This is a genomic window from Streptomyces sp. NPDC001231, from assembly GCF_042896885.1.
Lineage (GTDB): Bacteria > Actinomycetota > Actinomycetes > Streptomycetales > Streptomycetaceae > Streptomyces.
Genome location: NZ_JBIAXS010000028.1, coordinates 22,697 through 41,121, shown reverse-complemented (window position 1 = coordinate 41,121; position 18,425 = coordinate 22,697). Strand labels below are relative to the sequence as shown.

At 69.1% G+C, this 18,425-nt stretch carries 15 protein-coding genes and 4 pseudogenes; 8 read left to right on the top strand and 11 right to left on the bottom strand.

Going from position 1 to position 18,425, the window contains the following annotated elements; translation table 11 throughout:
• Nucleotides 1-66: 66 nt before the first annotated feature.
• A pseudogene (locus tag ACFY3J_RS29230) lies at nucleotides 67-302 on the top strand (IS701 family transposase); the annotation flags it as partial.
• 329 nt (nucleotides 303-631) lie between these two features.
• Here the strand turns inward: ACFY3J_RS29230 and ACFY3J_RS29225 are convergent.
• The 4 genes from ACFY3J_RS29225 to ACFY3J_RS29210 form a co-directional block, all read right to left on the bottom strand.
• The gene (locus ACFY3J_RS29225; RefSeq protein WP_384187191.1) at nucleotides 632-1,249 is read right to left on the bottom strand and encodes a hypothetical protein; all 618 of its coding nucleotides are present in this window, start codon (nucleotides 1,247-1,249) and stop codon (nucleotides 632-634) included.
• Nucleotides 1,250-1,385: 136 nt separating this feature from the next.
• Nucleotides 1,386-1,811, bottom strand: coding sequence for a hypothetical protein (locus ACFY3J_RS29220; protein ID WP_390842055.1), 426 nt, complete (start codon nucleotides 1,809-1,811; stop codon nucleotides 1,386-1,388).
• A gap of 86 nt (nucleotides 1,812-1,897) precedes the next feature.
• Nucleotides 1,898-3,427, bottom strand: coding sequence for an FAD-dependent monooxygenase (locus ACFY3J_RS29215; protein WP_384187197.1), 1,530 nt, complete (start codon nucleotides 3,425-3,427; stop codon nucleotides 1,898-1,900).
• Nucleotides 3,424-3,834, bottom strand: a complete 411-nt coding sequence (locus ACFY3J_RS29210; protein WP_384187200.1) for a hypothetical protein — start codon at nucleotides 3,832-3,834, stop codon at nucleotides 3,424-3,426. The genes ACFY3J_RS29215 and ACFY3J_RS29210 overlap by 4 nt, the downstream gene beginning before the upstream one ends.
• Between ACFY3J_RS29210 and ACFY3J_RS29205 the strand changes: the two are divergent.
• Nucleotides 3,743-4,336: pseudogene (locus ACFY3J_RS29205) on the top strand (Tn3 family transposase); the annotation flags it as partial. The gene ACFY3J_RS29210 and the pseudogene ACFY3J_RS29205 sit on opposite strands and share 92 nt — an antisense overlap.
• Nucleotides 4,337-4,344: 8 nt before the next feature.
• On the opposite strand, the gene ACFY3J_RS29200 reads toward ACFY3J_RS29205, so the two are convergent.
• The 4 genes from ACFY3J_RS29200 to ACFY3J_RS29185 all read right to left on the bottom strand — a co-directional run bounded on the left by ACFY3J_RS29200 (nucleotide 4,345) and on the right by ACFY3J_RS29185 (nucleotide 6,760).
• Nucleotides 4,345-4,821: an NAD-dependent epimerase/dehydratase family protein gene (locus ACFY3J_RS29200; RefSeq protein ID WP_384187203.1), complete on the bottom strand. Its 477-nt coding sequence runs from the start codon at nucleotides 4,819-4,821 to the stop codon at nucleotides 4,345-4,347.
• On the bottom strand, nucleotides 4,755-5,117 hold the full coding sequence (locus ACFY3J_RS29195; protein WP_384187206.1) for an NAD-dependent epimerase/dehydratase family protein: 363 nt from the start codon (nucleotides 5,115-5,117) through the stop codon (nucleotides 4,755-4,757). Before ACFY3J_RS29195 ends, ACFY3J_RS29200 begins: the two co-directional genes overlap by 67 nt.
• 150 nt (nucleotides 5,118-5,267) lie before the next feature.
• Nucleotides 5,268-6,452: a PP2C family protein-serine/threonine phosphatase gene (locus ACFY3J_RS29190; RefSeq protein WP_390842054.1), complete on the bottom strand. Its 1,185-nt coding sequence runs from the start codon at nucleotides 6,450-6,452 to the stop codon at nucleotides 5,268-5,270.
• Between the two features lie 122 nt (nucleotides 6,453-6,574).
• Nucleotides 6,575-6,760 carry a hypothetical protein gene (locus ACFY3J_RS29185; protein ID WP_384187211.1) on the bottom strand — a complete coding sequence of 62 codons (186 nt, stop codon included), beginning with the start codon at nucleotides 6,758-6,760 and terminating at the stop codon, nucleotides 6,575-6,577.
• Between the two features lie 272 nt (nucleotides 6,761-7,032).
• Between ACFY3J_RS29185 and ACFY3J_RS29180 the strand changes: the two genes are divergently transcribed.
• From ACFY3J_RS29180 to ACFY3J_RS29170, 3 genes and pseudogenes are all read left to right on the top strand, one after another.
• Nucleotides 7,033-9,708, top strand: a complete 2,676-nt coding sequence (locus tag ACFY3J_RS29180) for a SpoIIE family protein phosphatase (RefSeq protein ID WP_390842053.1) — start codon at nucleotides 7,033-7,035, stop codon at nucleotides 9,706-9,708.
• Nucleotides 9,709-10,246: 538 nt separating this feature from the next.
• A complete protein-coding gene (locus tag ACFY3J_RS29175; protein ID WP_390842052.1) occupies nucleotides 10,247-11,422 on the top strand; it encodes a Cmx/CmrA family chloramphenicol efflux MFS transporter in 1,176 nt (391 codons plus the stop codon).
• Nucleotides 11,422-11,759 (top strand): annotated as a pseudogene (locus ACFY3J_RS29170) (helix-turn-helix domain-containing protein); the annotation flags it as partial. The gene ACFY3J_RS29175 and the pseudogene ACFY3J_RS29170, both read left to right, overlap by 1 nt.
• Nucleotides 11,760-11,910: 151 nt before the next feature.
• On the opposite strand, the gene ACFY3J_RS29165 reads toward ACFY3J_RS29170, so the two are convergent.
• The 3 genes and pseudogenes from ACFY3J_RS29165 to ACFY3J_RS29155 all read right to left on the bottom strand — a co-directional run bounded on the left by ACFY3J_RS29165 (nucleotide 11,911) and on the right by ACFY3J_RS29155 (nucleotide 14,077).
• Nucleotides 11,911-12,315 (bottom strand): tautomerase family protein, encoded by a 405-nt coding sequence (locus tag ACFY3J_RS29165; protein WP_384187268.1) that lies wholly within the window; start codon nucleotides 12,313-12,315, stop codon nucleotides 11,911-11,913.
• Nucleotides 12,301-13,096 (bottom strand): annotated as a pseudogene (locus tag ACFY3J_RS29160) (MBL fold metallo-hydrolase); the annotation flags it as partial. The pseudogene ACFY3J_RS29160 and the gene ACFY3J_RS29165, both read right to left, overlap by 15 nt.
• A gap of 129 nt (nucleotides 13,097-13,225) precedes the next feature.
• A complete protein-coding gene (locus ACFY3J_RS29155) occupies nucleotides 13,226-14,077 on the bottom strand; it encodes a LysR family transcriptional regulator (RefSeq protein WP_384187219.1) in 852 nt (283 codons plus the stop codon).
• Nucleotides 14,078-14,209: 132 nt separating this feature from the next.
• Here ACFY3J_RS29155 and ACFY3J_RS29150 point away from each other — a divergent pair, with 132 nt between their 5' ends.
• From ACFY3J_RS29150 to ACFY3J_RS29140, 3 genes are all read left to right on the top strand, one after another.
• Nucleotides 14,210-15,397: a YbfB/YjiJ family MFS transporter gene (locus ACFY3J_RS29150; RefSeq protein WP_384187222.1), complete on the top strand. Its 1,188-nt coding sequence runs from the start codon at nucleotides 14,210-14,212 to the stop codon at nucleotides 15,395-15,397.
• A 37-nt stretch (nucleotides 15,398-15,434) separates the two neighbouring features.
• Nucleotides 15,435-16,460, top strand: a complete 1,026-nt coding sequence (locus tag ACFY3J_RS29145) for a nitronate monooxygenase (protein WP_384187225.1) — start codon at nucleotides 15,435-15,437, stop codon at nucleotides 16,458-16,460.
• Between the two features lie 844 nt (nucleotides 16,461-17,304).
• Nucleotides 17,305-18,402, top strand: coding sequence for a helix-turn-helix domain-containing protein (locus ACFY3J_RS29140; protein WP_390842051.1), 1,098 nt, complete (start codon nucleotides 17,305-17,307; stop codon nucleotides 18,400-18,402).
• Nucleotides 18,403-18,425: the final 23 nt, after the last annotated feature.

Here is an 18,425-nt window from a genome sequence, read left to right as displayed (position 1 = left end):
GTCCGTGAGCTTGCTGACGGACCCTCAAGAACGATCGAGGCCGATACTCCAGCAGCACTTTGAAACGAATGCGGCCTCGGCCAGTACGAAGTCCGCCGCTACACCGGCTGGATGCGGCACATCACCCTGGCCGTACTGGCGCATGCTTCCTCGCCGTCATGGCCGCCGACGCCGCAGCAAAGGGGGCAGCAGAAACGGTTCCTGCCTCGCCTCCCTCACCGTGTGAGAAGTTCGGCGGCTCCTGGCAACTGGCCACTCACCCAACGCCGTTCACCAGCCCCACAGCAGCGCACGCGCACTGAGATGGTCACACTGGCGCAGACGACGCCAAGCCGTCGCCCGCCGCTGCCACTATCAGCGGCGGCTGCACACGATCGAGGGGCGGTCCGGGAAAGAGAACACGGGCCGGAACCCAGCCCACTACACTCACCCAAACCGCTCCTGAACAGGGAAAACGTCAAAGTGCTGCTGGAGTATTAGGGCCAGCACAGCTCTCCTTGTCGCCCTCAGCCGAGCGGTCGTGCTGGTGGAAGGCACGGAGCACGCCGGGGTCACGCGCACCGCCCACACCACCTTCGACCACCGCAACAGCGGCTCGGGAGTCACCCAGCCCCTGACGGCAGCGAATTGTTCACGAGGTTCGGCAGCCACTGAGCCGGGATCCCGACACACGCCTCGCGGCCCGGAAACGGTATACAGCCCAGCCGGCGCCGAGCACGGCAGCTGTCCAGACGATGACCTCGGCGAGAACGATTGCCGGGGTCAAGGTGAGGTGAGGCCGGGGCGGCATCACGACCATCTGTACCGCAGCACCCACCGGCACCGTCAACCCGGCAAGCAAGCCGATCAGCCCAGGCCGCCTGATGGCTGCACCCACCACACCCAGGACCAACCCGAACAGCAAACCCGCCACTGACCACATGACCGTTTCCGCCGCGAACAAGGCCAGCGGTTCCCCCAAAACGAAGGCGTCCGTCACGTAATACGCCACCGAGGCCGCGATCAGTGCCAAAGCCCCAACCAGTGCGCCTCGGGCCCATGTCCCGGCCACCCAACCCATCCCGACCGCTAGCGCTGCCCAGGACCAGCCGGCGTCCATCAGCAGGCTGAGCACCTTGGCAGCCTTGGCCCAGACAGTGCCGACGAGCGGCATCCCGAGTTCCACGTACGGCGACGAAAACGCGTTGACGAGCGAGGTAGCCGCCCCGAACCCCAACCCGGCCGCGAGGCCCCCCACCACGATCTTCACATCGGAAGAATATCCAAGCCCGCGTACTCGTGGCAGGGCGAGCTGAGCCACCTCGCGCGACCGAGAACCGGTCCGCCTGGCGACGCCGCCACCAGGCCCGAGCCCAGGCCGGCCATTACCGCAGGCAAGCCGCGAATCAGACATGAAGATCACGACGTCGGGGCGGGCAGTTGCCGGCTTCGCCCTGCAGGATGCGTTCGAACCAGTCCGCAGTCAGTTCCGCGCAGCGGGCAGGTGAACCGGCAGCATGGAGTATCTCCACCACGGACTCCTGGACTTGGGGGATGTACATCTGGTTGTGCACTTCGGTGCCGAGCACTCCCTGCCCGTCGAAGAACGCACCGAATACGCAGGAGATGGAATTGGTTCCAGGCGTCACCGGATGGAGCAGGGCCAGCAGATGCGCGAACGCGGTCTCCTCGGGGCGGAGGATGAGGGTGTCGTGCGGTTCGCATGGCCAGGTGACAGCCCGCTCGCGTAGTACGGATACGAATGTGCGCCATGCGCCTTCCAGCCTCTGGAACGCGTCCTCGTCAGTCTCCCCGGCTGAGAACCAGGGCACGTACACTCGGCTGTCATGGCCTGCACCGTAGCTGACAGGCTGCCTGATCAGGTCGACGTCACCCAGGCCACGACGAACATCACGATCTACAACTGGAGTTCTTGGGCCGCGGTCGGTACGGCGCCGGTGGCCGTGGTCCATTGGGCGAGTGCCGTGGCCAGGTTGAGAGGGCCGGTGGACTGGGTGGCGTGGGCGATGTAGCCGTCCGGTCGGACGAGGACGGCGCGCAGGGCGGACCAGGTGCCGCTGGGGGATGGCGCCGCGCGCACGTCGATGTGGGCGGAGCCGATTTCGGCGAGGCCGCTGTCGGGGGTGAGGTCCAAGAGCAGGTAGCGGTCATGACGCAGCGCCTGGTGGAGTGTTCCGCCGTCAGTGAGGGGGAGATCCGGCGCTCGCGTGCCCACCAGCGGGTGGGTGCCTTCGGGCTGCGGGTAACTCAGGCTGAGGCCGGAGAGCCATCCGGCCAGTTGCTCGGCGGTGTCGCCGCCACGGCTGATCAGATCGCTGACCAGGTCGCGCAGTGCCTTTCCGCCGGCCGTGAAGGTGTGCATCAGTGCCCCCTGGGCCAGGGTGTTGGCCATGAGCTGCTCTGCCACGTGTCGGCGTTCGTGTTCGTAGCAGAACGCGCCGTCGATCAAGTGGGCGGGAGCCCAGCCGTGGATCTCGGCGGCCAGCTTCCACGCGAGGTTCGCCGCGTCCTGGAGTCCTGCGTTGAGTCCCTGCCCCCCGGCTGGCAGGTGGACGTGGGCGGCGTCTCCCGCGAGCAGGACGCGTCCGGAGCGGTACCGCGCGGCGCGGCGGGTGCTGTCGCTGGCTCGGGAGATCCAGGACGCGGCACGCAGCCCGAAGTCGGTGGCGGCGACACGTCGCAAGGTGGCACGCAGTTCCTCCAGGCCCAACGGCATGGCCTGCCGTTGCCGTACCTGCTCGGAGGTGAGTCCGGTATCGGCGGCCTCGGCGCCGAACAGACGCCACACCCCGCCTTGCATCGGCACGGCGCTGACGTAGCCCGTGTCGCGGTGCCACACCTGCCGTGCCGCCACCGGCGGATCCGTGAGCTCGACGTCCGCGACGAATCCCACCATGGTCGGCGGCACGCCCGGAAACGGGATCGAGGCCTGCTCGCGGACGCGGCTGTGGGCGCCGTCGGCACCCACCAGGTAGGCGGTGGTGCGAGCGTGGTTGCCAACGCGCACACGCAATCCGCTGTCGATCTTCTCCCATCCCCACACTGCCTGCCCGTAGTGCACCGGGACACCCCGCCAACGCAGGTGGTCGGCCAGGAATCGCTCGGTGTCAGCCTGGGCGATCAGCAGGACAAAGGGAAAGGGCGTGTCCAGGCCGGAGTAGTCGAGCCTGTCAGGCAGGACGGCGAAGTGGGTGCTGGATACCGGTGTGCCGTGGTCGACGAGGACCTCGGCCAGCCGGCGCCCTCCGACAGTCTCGACCGTGGCCAGGACCTCCAGCGTGCGTGGATGCATGGTGGTGGCCTTGGAGTGCTTGCTTGGGCCTTCGTTGCGCTCGAAGACCTCGACGCGTACGTCGGCGGCGTCCAGCAGGGCGGCGGTCATCAGTCCGACGGGCCCGGCACCTGCGACGATGACCTGTGCGGTCATCGGTGCCCCGCCTGCGGGCGCAGGAGTGCCACCCCTGCGCCGAGTCCCGCGGTGGAGGCGAGGTGGACCAAGAATGCCTTCCGGTTGGGGGCCCACACGCCGGTGGTTGGCCCACCGGACCACATCGCGGTGCTGATCCCGGCGGCCGCGGCGGCCATGCCGCGCCACACGGCACGGCTCCTGTCCTGCCCGGCCATGACGCCCATCACGAGGACGCCTACCGAGCCTGCAGTGATCAGTACTTCGCGTGCCATGTGGTACTGGACGTGCCCCTCCCCGTGGCGCGCCTCCGGGGCGCGGTACGTCTCGTCGGTGATGTGGGCGGCCGTCTGCCATACCGAGGGCGCCAGTGCGGCGACCCCTGCCAGGGTGACCACGGCCCCGGCTTTCTGTCGTGCCGAATTCATCGGCTTCCCGACCTTCCTCGAACTACTCACACCCCAAAGCCCGCTCTTCCGGCGCGGGACAGAGGGAGACCGACACGTCGAGCTGCGATTTGAAGGTGGCTTCCGCCCGGAGTGTCGCTCCGTCAGCCAAGATCAATCTCACCGGGATTTTCCGTACGCCGACTACTCACCACAGTACGAGCTACTGGATACGAGAACGTTCCACGAACTGCTGCCGAAGAACATCGAAGGCACCCGCGCAAAGGGGAAGATCAGGCTGTTCCGGATGGGCCCGCAGCGGGACGTCGACAGTCTCTGGCCGGTGGCAGGACCCTTGCTCACCCGGAAGATCAACATGGGGCTGGCCGAGAAGAACTGGGACGGTCTGCTGCGGCTCGCAGGGCCGATCAAGTTCGGGCACGCCACCGCCTCGCTGATCGTCGGGAAGCCGTCCGCCTCGTCCCGGCAGAACTCCCTGGCCGCCGCGCTGAAGGAGTACGGGACGCTTCGCCGCACGGTCTACGCCGCCCGCTATCTGGCGGACGAGACCAACCGCAGGAAGATCGCTCGGCAGCTCAACAAGGCGAGTCCGTGCACTCCTTGCGCCGCAGCCTGCTGTACGCGCACGTGGGCGCGATCCGCCAGCGGGAGGTTCTGTCCGCTCATCCCGGCGTAAACGGAACCATCCGGGGCGTTCAGGGCCAGGACGAACAACTCGGCGATGTCGTCGACGTGAACCAGCGCCCAGTGGTTGGAGCCGTCTCCGACGCAGGGCACGGCACCGGCGGTGCGCCCCGGCTCGACGAAGTACAGCTGCACCAGCCCGCCGGAACGCCCGTAGACCAGCCCCGGCATCACCACCACCGGATGCCCTCCGGTGGCCGCCCGGGCGAGCACACGCTGTTCGTTCTCCAGACGCCAAGCGGTGATCCGCGGCGGGTTCAGCGGGGCGTCCTCGTCGACGACCCCGTCGGTATCGCCGTACACCCACACCCCGCCGGTGTGCACGTAGGGACGACTTCCCGCGCCCTCCTGCGGCGCCTGCGCCGCGGCGCGATCGATCTCCGCTGTGCCCTCGGTGTAGTCCCCCCGAGATGGATGACCCCGTCGGCCTGGCGGGCCCCCTCCCGAAGAACGTCGACGTCGGTCAGCGTCCCCTCGACAGGGACGGCGCCCAGGCCCGACACGATGCGCGCGGAGTGCTCGGTACGCGCCAGCGCCGTCACCATCCCACCGTGTCGGATCAGCGCCTCTATGGTGGAGCGGCCGATGTAACCAGAGCCGCCTGTGATGAAGACCCGCATCCCTCTCACGGTCCCTCCGGATGGCGGCGGGATGTCCGCCACTCCTCGAGCCTGCCGCCGCGCAACGGATGACGCCTGCGGAGCGTCTGCCGGAGGGGCCAGTTGTCCCCCCAGCAACTGACGGCCGTCAGCTCGGTCCACCGCTGTTCCTCACAGACGGTCCTGGTCGCCTTCGTCGGTGGGTCGGAATGGGGGCGCGTGCTCGGTAGTGCCGGTGGGTGCCGGCGGGAAGGTGCGTTGGACGGCGATCGCGGCGGCGTCGTCGGCCAGGTGCCCGCCGACGTGGGCGAGCAGGTCGGCACGCAGGTGACGGATCAGTGCTGAGGGTTTGTAGTGTGCCCAGGATGCGGCCCGTTCGGCCAGCGGGTAGAAGGCGCCCTGGGCGTCGCGGGCTTCGGTCACGCCGTCGGTGTGCAGTAGCAGCACATCCCTGGGCTCGAAGGTGAAGGTGTCGACGTGGTAGTCGGGGCGGGTCAGCTCGCCCAGGCCCAGCGGCGGCGCGGGGTGGGTGGCGCGCAGTGTGGTGACCTGCCAGTCGCGCAACAGAAGAGGTGGCGGGTGCCCGCAGACGACCATCTGCACCATGGGGTGCTCGTCGGGGATGTCGAGGACAGCGGCGGTGATGAAGCACTCTCCGACCTGATCCCGTTCGCTGGGTTCGGCCAGGTGCCAGCACACGCTGTGGTCCAGGTAGGCCATGAGGTCGGGCAGGGTGGCCTCGCGGTGTGCGGCCTCTCTGAACGCGCCGAGCAACAGAGCGGCGTCGCCGAGTGCGGTCAGGCCCTTGCCCATCACATCCCCGATGATCAATCTGGTGCCGCATGGCGTACGCACAGTCGCGTAGAGGTCGCCGCCGATCAGGGACTGCTCCTGAGCGGCCAGGTATACCGACGCCACCCATAGCGGGCCGATACGGTGCGGCAGTGGCCTGAGCAGCACGCGCTGCGTCGTCTCCGACACGGTCCGCACCTGCGTCAGCTCACGAGAGTGCCTGCCCTGCAAGTAACGGAACACGGTCACGATCGCCGACACCACCAGCAGGGAGATGACCTGCGAATCGAAGTACAAAGTCCCCAGAAGGATCGGGGGTGTCAGACCGATGCTGAACAAAGCCGCCACAGCGACCACGCCCATCACCGCGGTGAGGACGGGGCCGGCGAACGATGCCGTGATCGCGGGCGCCACGATCAGCAGCGGACCCAGCGGTACGCCGCGGGGACTGAATACATCGGCCAGAGTGATGGCCAGGATCAGCCCGAGCGGCACCGCCAGCAGGGCAACGCTGGGATGCCCCGAGCGCTGCCGGTGAGAAAACACCTGCCCCAGGAGGTGCATGGTTTCCGGTTACCCCGACCGGGCAGCCCCGCACACGCCGGGGAGCCGACGGCCCCGTACGGCGCCAGGCACCATCGGTGAGCAGGCACAGGCCGTTGAGGCCGACGAGGACGGTGGAACCCTCATGTTGCCGAGCCCGGCGAGGAGCTGGCGCAGATCCTGGAGCAGCAGCGCACGGCGTTCTCGAATATCGACTCCTCGCCGACACGATCGGCTCCCCGGGCGAGCGCGCCATCAGGCAGCGCCTGGACACGATCGAGCGCGTGCTGTTCGCCCTCGCCCCGCATTCTCTGCTTGGCTGCGGTCATCCGCGCCCCCTTTCTTGGTCGGCCGACCAGATTCCTGTGATTCGCTTTTGCGCCTAGGTGCCCGAAACTCCTCGCGTCGCTTTGGTCATCACCGCCGACCGGCCACTGGCCTTGTTCTTCCGCGCGATGCTGCCGGCATCCGCATGGTCCTCCGCCACGGATGGTCCCCGGAAGAACCCTGTTTTCCGTTACGTCTCGACTGGGCAGGATGGCTCAACTAATAATTATTAAGGGTGGTAAATCCCCCGCCTGCTCGCCGCGGAGGTGACCGAATGTCCGAGCAGGCCCCTGCGGACGTGGCCGCTACCAGACTGCGAGTGATCACCACTGCGGGGGAGAGCCTGTCAGGTGCCGACCTTCTGAGCTTCGCCCTGGACCATGCGGTGACGGAGTCCGGTGGTCTGGGCGGCATGGTGCATCTACGCGGTCCTGGCAGCTGCGGGCTGCAGCTGACGGCAGTGCACGGGCTGCTCCGCACGGCCGTTCGGAACTGGGCGGAGATCGAGGAGGCGAGCGGCACCGCTCCAGCCCGCGCAGCGGCCCGCGGGACACCGGTATGGAAGCCTGCTGAGACCATCGAGCACCGCACTGGCGCGACGCTGCCGGGCGGGGGCGGGCTGCTGGCCGTTCCCCTGATCGCCCCCGAGGGGATACAGGGCGCGCTGTCCGTGCTGATGGCCCCCGCCGAGGAGCCCACGCCGCAGCAGCGCGCGGCCGTCGAAGTGATCACCGCGTGGGCCGCGCTGCGTCTGGGGCAGCTCTCGGCCGACCGGCAGGTACAAAGCCATCACAGCCGGGAGGGGCCACGGCCACCCCAGGGGGAAGGGGCACGCCGACCCCGCAGCGGGCCCGCAATCGGCCGACACAGTGAACCCGTACGGTCGGCCGGTCCGGAAGGAAGCAGCGGCACGGCCCTCACCGCACCGGACTCGATGCGCCGAGCGCTGTGGCAGATGAGCGACGCGTTCTTCGTGGTGGACGGCGCATGGCGCGTCACCTTCGTCAATGCGGAGGCGGAGCGGCTGCTCGGCGCCTCGCACGCGCTGCTCGGCCGAACTCTGTGGGACATCTTCGCAAACCTGCGCGTCGACCACGCCGCGCCGGGCCTTGAAACACGCTGCAGGCAGGCCGTCGACAGCGGCGCCCCGGCCACCTTCGAGATGCGCTGGCCCACCAACCAGCGCTGGTACCTCATGCGGCTGGTGCCGGTGCCGGACGGACTGACGGTGTATGCCGCCGACGTCACCGAGAGCCGGGCCCGGGCGGCGGAACGCGCAGCCGTCGAACGGGCCGCAGCGGAGCGCACCGCCCGGGTGACCGAGTTGACCACCGCACTCGCGCAGGCCCTGACGATGCGCGATGTGGTGGCGGCCATCGCGGCGTGGGTGCTGCCTCCGTTCAGCGCCTCTGGTCTTGTCATCCAGATCATTGAGGGCAGGGTGATACGCGTCGCCGGGTCCGTCGGATACTCGCGGGCCTTTCTCGACAAGATCGACGGAACTTCTGTCACCACCGTCTCTCCCGTCGCGGAGGTGTACCACAGCGGGAAGCCCGCGTTCATCGGCTCGGCCGAGGAGTACGTCGCTCGCTATCCGCTGATGTCCGGACTTCTCAGCGCATCCGGCAAGGCAGCCTGGGCCTTTCTGCCGCTGATCGTCTCCGGCCGCTGCATCGGGTGCTGCGTCATCTCCTTCGCCGAATCGCACCTCCTCGACGGAGAGGAGCGGGCCCTGCTCACCGCGCTCAGCGGACTGATGGCGCAGGCCATCGAGCGTGCCCGGCTGTACGACACCGAGCACACCCGCGCCAAGGAGCTCCAGCGGGGACTGTTGCCGCGTGCCCTCCCGTCGCTGCGGTTCGTGGACACGGCCGCGCGTTATCTTCCCGCCAGCGAGGGCATCGATGTCGGCGGTGACTGGTACGACGTCATTCCCCTGTCCGGCGCCCGGGTGGCCCTGGTCGTCGGTGATGTGATGGGACACGGCCTGCCCGAGGCGGCCACCATGGGGCGGCTTCGCACCGCTGTGCACACGTTGGCCGACCTGGAGTTCCCGCCGGCAGAACTGCTCAACCGCCTCAACGACCTGGTCAACGACCTCGGAGAGAACTTCTACGCCACCTGCCTGTACGCCGTGTACGACCCTGCCTCCGCCACCTGCACCTTCGCCTGTGCCGGGCACCCTCCGCCGGCCATCGTCCGCCCGGGACAGCCCGTGCAGTTCTCTGACTGCCCGCCCGACCCACCGCTGGGTGCCGCGCGGCCACCGTTCGAGACGAGCGAGATCGATCTCCCGGAGGGGAGCCTGCTGGTGCTCTACACCGACGGTCTGGTGGATGCCGCCACCGGAGACATCGACGACGGGATGAACGACTTGGCGAGGGTGCTGTCGAGCGCGGTCCTCAGTTCCGGCGTCCAGCCCAGCGCAGGGACAGCCTGGCGTGACGGGGGCCGAACCGGATGCACGAACGAATCGCTGGCACGTCTGTGCGATGACGTGCTCGCCGGCGTGCTGCCGGACAGGCAGCTCACGGATGACGACGCCGCGCTGCTCATTGCCCGCATGCATGAAGTGAATCCCGGGGACGTCGTGGCCTGGCCGCTGTCCGATGGGCCGATCGCTGCGGGCGAGGCGCGGGAACACGTCCGGGGGCAGCTGGCCCGTTGGGATGTCGACGCGCTGACCATGGCTGCTGAGCTGCTGGTCAGCGAGCTGGTCGGAAACGCCGTCCGGCATGCGAAAGGTCCCATCGGGCTGCGTCTGCTACGGGGCGAGAGGTTGATATGCGAGGTCTCCGACAGCAGTTTGACCACGCCCCGGATCCGTCACGCCTCGGAAACCGACGAGGGCGGGCGCGGGCTGCAATTGGTGGCCGCCCTCTCCGATCGCTGGGGAGCCCGCTACACCTCTGCCGGAAAATGCATCTGGACCGAACAGCAGATGCCGTGACCACCGCCCCGGCCAAGTGGCCCGGTAGATCGACCCGCCGTGCTTTCGGCCCCACCGGCCCCATGGACACCCGCCGTCGAACCCAGGTGCTTCCACGACAGCGCCCCGGACAGCGGAAACTCCGGGATGCCCTCAGGAACCGGCCGACTGCCCGACGGCGGCGAGACTCCGCCGTGCCGACCGCGTCGAGAACGATCCGAACCCGGCGCAGTCACATGATCGGCCGGACAGCTCCTGGTTCGCCAGCAGCAAAGTGCTGCTGGCGAACCAGGAGTTGCGGGACATGACGTTGGTGACACAGGCCAATGCCGGTGAAACCGAGGTGCCTCGACGGGCATCGATCGGGTAGCGTGCGGGCCATGTCGAGTCCTGAGTCGGACAAGGTGGGGGCTTTCGGTCACGCCGCCGGCCCCCTGAACCACTGAGCTCATAGCCCTGTCGTCGCGCCGCATCGTCTGGCGGGACGCGTGTTTCTCTCGGGGCTGGCCGCGGTGACGAGATGACCTTCTCGTGCTTCTCCTCACCTCGGAGCCACTCGATGCCTCTCCCGCTGTATCTGCTTGCCATGGCGGTCTTCGCCATGGGCACTTCGGAGTTCATGCTCGCCGGCCTCTTGCCGGACATCGCCTCAGATCTCGACGTCACCGTCGGGACAGCAGGCATGCTGACCTCGGTCTTCGCGATCGGCATGATCGTCGGCGCTCCCCTTGTGGCCGCGCTTGCCCGCAACTGGCCCAGGCGCTCCAGTCTTCTCGGGTTCATCCTCGCTTTCGCGGCAGCTCACGCCGTGGGCGCCATCACCACGAGCTTCCCGGTCCTGTTCGCTACCCGGGTCGTCGCCGCGCTCGCGAACGCGGGGTTCCTCGCCGTCGCTCTGACGGCTGCCGCCACGCTGGTCCCACCCGACAGGAAGGGACGTGCGCTGGCCGTGCTGCTGTCAGGCACGACGGCGGCCACGATCGTCGGTGTCCCTGGTGGCTCGGTGCTCGGCACCCTGCTCGGCTGGCGGGCCACATTCTGGGCTGTCGCCGCTCTCTGCCTGCCCGCCGCTCTCGGCATCCTGAAGGCCATCCCAGCGGGACGTGTGAAGGAACAGGAGACTGGCGGGCCAGCCGTGCGAGCGGAACTCGCCCAGCTGGCAAGGCCGCGGTTGATCCTGGTGATGCTGCTGGGCGCGCTGGTGAACGCGGCAACCTTCGCCAGCTTCACCTTCCTCGCCCCCGTCGTGACCGACACCGCCGGGCTGGACAAGCTGTGGATCTCTGTCGTCCTGGTGCTCTTCGGTTTCGGTTCCTTCGCTGGGGTCACCATCGCTGGTCGACTGTCCGACCAGCATCCTGGCCCGGTCATCGCGGTCGGCGGTCCGCTGCTGCTCATCGGCTGGCCGGCCCTGGCCGTGCTGGCCGACAAGCCGGTCGCTCTGCTCGCCCTCGTGTTCGTCCAGGGTGCCCTGTCGTTCGCGCTGGGCAGCACCCTGATCACGCGGGTCCTTTACGAGGCCGCGGGAGCCCCCACCATGGCCGGCTCCTACGCGACCGCGGCGCTCAACGTCGGCGCTGCCGTCGGCCCCCTCATCGCCGCGACCACCCTCGGCACCGGAGTCGGGAACCTCGGGCCGCTGTGGTCGAGCGGATTCCTGGTCGCTGTTGCGCTGCTCATCGCGTTCCCCCTCCGCACGGTGATCGCGGCCGGCCGGAGCACCAAGGTGCTCTAGTGACGTATGCGAACGCCCCCTTGACCATCGAGGGACGCCGAAGGCTCATCGAACGCTGCCGCACCCGTCCGATCGCCCACGTCGCCGCCGAGGCCGGCGTCTCCCGCGCCTGTCTGTCCAGGTGGAAGACCGCTACGACCACTACGGTGAGGCCCGGCTGCAGGACCGCTTGACGTCCCGCACTCCTCACCTCGGTTCCTCGATCCTGACGGCTCCGTCAACCGGCGCCCGCCGAAACAGTTCGTGGCCCGCTACCCGGCCACACGGTCCACCTGGACGTCAAGAAATTGGACGCATCCTCGATGGCGGCGGGTGGCGGGCACATGGACGCGACTCCCGTTGTCGGTGATCAGGCGAACGAACCGGTGGATGCCGTGGGCGGCGAAGAACGCGCGAACACCGGCGATATGGACGTCTTTCTCGGCCTGGACGTCGGCAAGGGCGAACACCACGGCACCGCCCTGACCCGGGCAGGCAACCCGATGACGTCAGCGGCCGGGGACGGGCAGAGCCCCCTCGGTGTACTGGGCGCGCCCGAATCCGAACGACCAGTCCTGAGGGCCGCTCTCCACGATGGAGACGAAGACGTCCTCGCCGCCGATGCCGAGGTCCTCCAACCGCTCGGCGACGGCTCGGAAGACGCGTTGCTTGACCTCGGTCGTGCGTCCTGCCTGGGTGAAGATCTGGATCAACACGAGCCGGTCGGTGCGTGCGAAGCCGAGGCCGGCGTCGAGGGCAATGACGTGGTCGGCGTCGTGCTCGGTGATGAGCTGGAATCTGTCCCGCTCGGGGATGTGCAACACATCCACCAGCGCGCGGTGCGTCGCGTCGGCGATCGCCCTCAGCTCGTCGGGACGACGGCCGCGGATGAGATCGATCCGTACCAAAGGCATGTCTGTTCCTTGTCGGTCTGTTGCGGACGACAGGCCCGCCTCGTAGAAGGCGTGCTCGATCTCCGGCATCCTTCAGAGAAGTGAGCCCAGCCGTCGTGGTGGGCCGGGACCACGACGCCGGCGCCGAGGACGGCGGCCGTGGCAGCGCCGCTCGGGCTGTCCAGCGACAGTGGCCGGCCGTCGAACTTCGCCGGGACGCGTGCTGCTCCCGCACGCAGGACGGCCGCGTCGATGCCCGGCACCGACCGGGGATCTCCGCGATCGTCCGGATCGAGGCGTTGTCACCGCTCACGCACACGGTGGGAAACCCCCGCCCGGACAGCCCGAACCCGGTGACCTCGCAGTTCACGTTCCCGTCGCCGTCGCCTTCGCCGTCCTCGGGGCCGTGGACCGCGGGGACCGCCGTCACCGTCGGATCGCCCCCGCCGTCCCGGCGCGGCAGGGCGTGGCTCGCCCACGGGAAGAGGCCGACGGCCGGTGGTCCCAGTCGCTGCGTGGCCACGGGCCCGGTGAGCATCATCGGGGCGGTCTTCGCGAACACGCGGCCGCGCTCGTCGAGGATGTCCGCATGCGCTTCGTGGCCAACCAGGACGCGGTCGACCGGCCCCACCCTGTCCTCGTCGCCAGCAGGTCCGGCGGGCTTGGTGAGATACCCGTAAGGTCCGGGTCCGTCGAAGGTCGGATCGCCGACGATGCGCAGGCCGCCGATGTCGATGACGGCTGTCGGGCCGCCCAGGAGGATGATTGCGCATTCCTGCCAGGACAGTCTCGTCGTACTCATCGTGGTCCTCGCTGCATGGTCCGGTCACCGTCAACGCTAATGACCGCCCAGCTTTGTCTGAAATGCCTGGGGCAACGCATGCATGCATATCAGGCATCGACGCAGCTCAAAGGCGGGCCGCCACGTGCGTCACTCCGTATTCGTCCGGAGGGCTGTGTCCAGGAATCGGCGGATCAGCGTGCGCTGGACGTCGGGCAGGTAGACGAGGCTGACCGGGCTCGGCGGGGCGTCGGTGAGAGGCACGAAGCGGAGGGCGGCGTGCTGGGTGCGGCGCCGCGCGACCTCGGGGACGATACCGATCCCGCGGTTGGCAGCCACCGTCTCCAGCCACTCGTCGTAGTTGGACGTCTCGATGATCTGGGCCGGGCGCTGGTCCACCGGCCACGACCAGGGGCCGGTGGTGCCGCTGACCGTGTTCACGACCAACGGCCAGTGCTGCACGTCCGACCAGTCCAGATGACCAAGGCGGGCCAGATCGCAGCGCTCGGAGCACACCGCGATGCGCGGCTCGTCGTACAGGCGCACGGTGCGCGCCCGTCCGGGTACGTCGACGTCACCCCGGATCAGCGCGATGTCGACGGTGCGCTGGCGCAGCGCCTGGAGAGGATCATCGGTCCGCGTCAGGTCGACCGACGCCCCCGTGCTCTCCTCGAAGTGGCTGACGACCTGCTGAGCCCAGGGGTCGGGCAGCAGCCAACTGAAACCGAGCCGCAGCGTGACACGGCGGCTCACCACGGCGAGGGCCTCGTCCAGCGTTGCCAGCACCCGCTCGGCGTGGACCAGGAACTCCGCGCCGGTGTCCGTCAGTTCGACGTGCCGCGAGGAGCGGTCGAGCAGGCGGACGTTCAGATTCCCCTCCAGTTGCGCGATCGTACGACTCAGCGCCGGCTGCGTGATCAGCAGTTCTTCGGCGGCACGGGAGAACGAGCGGTGGCGGGCCACGGACGTGAAGGCCCGCAGGTGACGGAGTTCGACATCCATGCCCCTGGCACCCCTCTCGCGCATCCATGCCTGCGGCGCATAGCAGCAGCGTAACCGGCATTTCACAGCCGCGCGTGCGCTGCCTAGCGTCGAAGTCGGCCCGTGAACGCCACCCAGGAAGGAGCCCAAGCCGTGAAGGCATCAGCCCTGCCCCGTCCCCGAACGCAGTCGCCCTGGACGATCGTCGTCCAGGCGGCGGCCGCCCTCGCCGCGGGAATGGGAGTCGGCAGGTTCGTCTACACCCCCATCCTTCCCCTCATGCACGAGCAGGCCGGACTCTCCTCGGCACTCGGGGCGAACCTGGCCACGGCGAACTTCATCGGCTACCTCGCAGGAGCCCTGGCCGCCATCGCCGCCCCCGCCGTCGTACGGTCGGCCGCGGCACTGCGGGGTTCGCTCGTCGTGCTGGTGCTGACGCTGGCGCTCATGCCGGTCACGCACGACGGCACCGCCTGGTTCGGCTTGCGTCTCATGGCCGGTGCCGCCAGCGCGCTGGTCTTCGTGATCGCCGTCAGCGCGATGCTCTCCCGTCTTCGCGCCCACGCCCACCACCTGGTCGGCTGGGCCTTCGGCGGGGTCGGTGCCGGAATCGCCCTGTCCGGCCTGCTGGTCGTCGCCGTGCACGCCGCGTCCACCTGGCAAGCCGCCTGGTGGACCTGCGCCACGCTCGCGGCCGTGCTCACCGCACTCGCCTGGCCCCTGACCCCGCAGCCGGACGCCGTCAGTTCCGCGACAGTCGCGCGGGCCGAACGGCCCCGCACCCACCGCTGGTTCCTCTCGCTGCTCGCCAGCTACACCTTCGAGGGCATCGGCTACATCATCGCCGGTACCTTCCTGGTCGCCGCGATCCAACAGGGCGTCAAGGGTTGGCTCGGTGGCGGAGCCTGGATCGTGGTCGGCCTCGCCGCCCTTCCCTCCTGCGCCCTGTGGACCCAGCTGGCCCGCCGCTGGTCCAGGCCGGCCCTCCTGCTGGCCTCGCTGACCATCCAGGCCATCGGCATCGCCCTGCCGGCACTGCTCGGCGGCACCACGCCCGCGCTCGTGTCCGCCGTACTGTTCGGCGCCACATTCATGGGCGTCAGCACAATCACCCTGTCCATCGGAAGCCATCTTCAAGTACCCCGGGCCGTGGCCCTGTTGACCACCGGATACAGCGCCGGCCAGATCCTCGGCCCGCTGCTCGCCACCCCGCTGCTCAGCCACGGCTACCACCAGGCGCTCCTGCTCAGCAGCGCGATGGTCGTCGCCGCCGCGGTCGCGTCCGCCGCCGTCTGCGTCCGCTTCCCGCACCACCTCGGCCCCGTGACCACGGCGGCCTGACACCCCCGCCGCTGCCTTACCCCCAGGAGGAGTTGTCGTGAGCACCCTGCTGTCCGACCTCGGAGCAGACCTTCCTCTCATCGCGGCGCCGATGGCCGGCGGACCGAGCACCCCCGCACTGGTCACTGCCGCAGCCCGCGCGGGCGGGCTGGGGTTCCTCGCCGGCGGATACAAGACCGCACAGGCACTCGCCGGGCAGATCCACACCACGCGCGCCCAAGGCGTCGCCTTCGGTGTCAACCTGTTCGCCCCCAACCCGGTCCCCATCTCCCACGAGGCATACCAGCGCTACGCGCAGGCGGTGCAGGTGGAGGCCAACCGCTACGGCCTCACGCTGCCCGAGGAGCCGATCGAGGACGACGACCACTGGACGGACAAGATCGACCTGCTCACCTCCGCCCCCATCCCCTGGGTGTCCTTCACTTTCGGCATCCCGGACCGCGCCGTCGTCCGCGCTCTCCGCACCGCCGGGAGCACCGTTCTGCAGAGCGTCACCTCGGCCGAAGAAGCGCGCCTGGCCACTGAATCCGGCGTCGACGCGCTGATCGTCCAGGCCCCGGCTGCCGGCGGGCACTCGGCCACGCTCAGCCCCGCACGGCCGCCCCAGCCCATCCGGCTCACCGACCTGATCACCGCGGTGCGCCACGCCGTCGCCCTGCCCATCATCGCCACCGGAGGAATCACCACCGCCGCCGACGTGGCCGCCACGCTGGCCGCTGGCGCCGAAGCCGCCATGATCGGCACCGCCCTGCTGCGCACCCACGAGAGCGGAGCATCCGCACCGCACAAGGCGGCCCTGGTCGACCCCGTCTTCGCCACCACCGTCACCCGCGCCTTCACAGGACGGCCCGCACGCGCCCTGCGCAACCACTTCATTGATCAGTACGACCCCATCGCCCCCGAGGGCTACCCCGCCCTCCACCACCTCACCGGCCCACTCCGCAAAGCGGCCACCGCTGCCGGTGACATACGACTGATCCACCTGTGGGCAGGCACAGGGCATCGCCACGCGAAGGCCGAACGCACCCTCGACACCTACGCCCGTCTCGCGGGCCGGCTATGAGCCAGCTGAGACCATCGAACCCATGGGCCACGAACCTGCGCACTGCCCGGCGCCGGAAGATGTCCACAGCCCTGGACTGGACAACGCGAACAACACGGACAGCACTGTGACCAGCCGTTCAGCCCCGGACACGACAGGATCACCGCCGGGACAGGCCCCGCTCCTGCCGGACTTGCCCAGGCCGTGACGACTGCAGGGGAGAACGCCGGCACCCGGGATCCGGCCCGGCAACACCGCGCCGGATCCACACATACGGCAGGGGAGCCCTGTGTGTCCGCCGTGCCTCCGCCTTCCACCAGCGATACTGACATGACGCTCTACCGGACCGTCCTTGCCCAGGGCCCGCGCGAGGACTTGGCGGCCTTCCCCCCACCATCGGCTGCCGGCCGAGCAGTGGCCTGTTCTGCGCCGCTTGGTCAGCCCCTACATCCGCGAGGTCTGGGAGGAAGCCTTCCCCGAGCTGCCCCGCACCGCTGAGGCCGACGCGACCACCGCGTGAAGCTCACTCTGCTCCACGAGCGTCTCCTCCCCGACATCCTCGACCTGATGTATCCGCAGGTCACCACGCCTCCCCAGCCGTGGTTGCGAGCCCGACATCCCCTATGCGCCTCTCGCAGCCGACCCCCAGAACAGAAAAGGGGAGAGTGGGGTGGGCTGTGGCTGGCGGTCGGCGCGGCCAGGGATCGGGCGCCCTCAGCGGTCTGTTGCGCGTCGGCGGGGCCTTTGCGCTCCGTGCCAGGCCGGGAGCCGGCAACGCCAGAGTGGCGAGAACGCTCCCCAACTGCGGCATCAGCTGCGCGGTCCTTTCACAGGGGGGCGATCAGCGCCGCCGGGAGGGGGAAGCATGGCGATCGTGAGGGAGTTCCGGACGGAGGAGCTGCCCGTGGCCGAGCGGTTCGGCAGCTGGCTCGACATGGCGAACAGCGCGTTGATACCCAACAAGCTCCGCAGCGAGCACGAGGACGACTTCCGGGCCGGCCTACGACTGCTGGACCTCGGCGAGGTGCAGGTGTCCGTGCTCCGGTACCCACCGCTGGAGACCCACCGCACCCCCAGGCTGATTCGCCAGTCGGACCCCGAGTCCTACCAGCTGTACCTGAACCTGCGCGGGGGACACCGGATCGTGCAGGACGGCCGGGACACCGCCATCGGGCCCGGGGAGCTGTTGCTGTACTCGACCTCCAGACCCTGGAAGGGCTGGGCCGGGGGTGATCCGGACGCTGTGGAGGGCGTGATGATGCAGTTCTCCCGCGCCATGCTCCCCATGCCCGCCCCCCAGGTCGATCCGCTCACCGCGCAGCGCCTATCGGCGTCCGACGGGATCGGCGCACTCGTGTCCGGCTACCTCACCCAGCTGGCCGCAGGCGCCGCCGGGTACCAGGCGGCCGACGCCGCGCGGCTGGCCGTCATCGGCGTCGATCTCGTAGCCGCGCTCCTGGCCCACCACCTCGACGGCGGCACTCAGCTGCCCCCCGATTCGCACCTGCGCGTCCTGAAAGCACGGATCTGCGCCTTCATCGAGCGGCAACTCGGGGACCCTGGTCTCTCCCCCGCGGTCGTCGCCGCCGCGCACCAGATCTCTCTCCGCTACCTCCAACGGCTCTTCCACGACCAGGGAATGACCGTCTCCAACCGGATCCGCGAACGCCGGCTGGAGCGCTGCCGCCGAGACCTGGCCAACCCCCAGCTCGGCTCCCGCCCCATCCACGCCATCGCCACCCGCTGGGGCTTCACAAGTGCCGCGCACTTCAGCCGGGCCTTCCGAGCCGCATACGGCATGCCGCCCGGCGACTACCGGCAGCTGATGCAGCAGGACTGGGACCTCCAGGCGCGCCCAGTCAACACAAGTGCGCGCACCGTCAATGACCTGCCGACCGTCCCCCGGAAGAATCAGTGCCGCACAGATCATCAGGTGTTCCAACCCGAGCGGGGCCATGCGTAAGAAGAGAACGATCAGGCGATCCA

Coding starts and splice junctions, on each gene's coding strand:
- ACFY3J_RS29185 (WP_384187211.1), bottom strand. CDS start 6,760: ATGACCGCAGCCAAGCAGAGAATGCGGGGCGAGGGCGAACAGCACGCG.
- ACFY3J_RS29190 (WP_390842054.1), bottom strand. CDS start 6,452: ATGCACCTCCTGGGGCAGGTGTTTTCTCACCGGCAGCGCTCGGGGCAT.
- ACFY3J_RS29195 (WP_384187206.1), bottom strand. CDS start 5,117: ATGCGGGTCTTCATCACAGGCGGCTCTGGTTACATCGGCCGCTCCACC.
- ACFY3J_RS29215 (WP_384187197.1), bottom strand. CDS start 3,427: ATGACCGCACAGGTCATCGTCGCAGGTGCCGGGCCCGTCGGACTGATG.
- ACFY3J_RS29155 (WP_384187219.1), bottom strand. CDS start 14,077: ATGGATGTCGAACTCCGTCACCTGCGGGCCTTCACGTCCGTGGCCCGC.
- ACFY3J_RS29180 (WP_390842053.1), top strand. CDS start 7,033: ATGTCCGAGCAGGCCCCTGCGGACGTGGCCGCTACCAGACTGCGAGTG.
- ACFY3J_RS29165 (WP_384187268.1), bottom strand. CDS start 12,315: ATGCCTTTGGTACGGATCGATCTCATCCGCGGCCGTCGTCCCGACGAG.
- ACFY3J_RS29175 (WP_390842052.1), top strand. CDS start 10,247: ATGCCTCTCCCGCTGTATCTGCTTGCCATGGCGGTCTTCGCCATGGGC.
- ACFY3J_RS29140 (WP_390842051.1), top strand. CDS start 17,305: ATGGCGATCGTGAGGGAGTTCCGGACGGAGGAGCTGCCCGTGGCCGAG.
- ACFY3J_RS29210 (WP_384187200.1), bottom strand. CDS start 3,834: ATGAATTCGGCACGACAGAAAGCCGGGGCCGTGGTCACCCTGGCAGGG.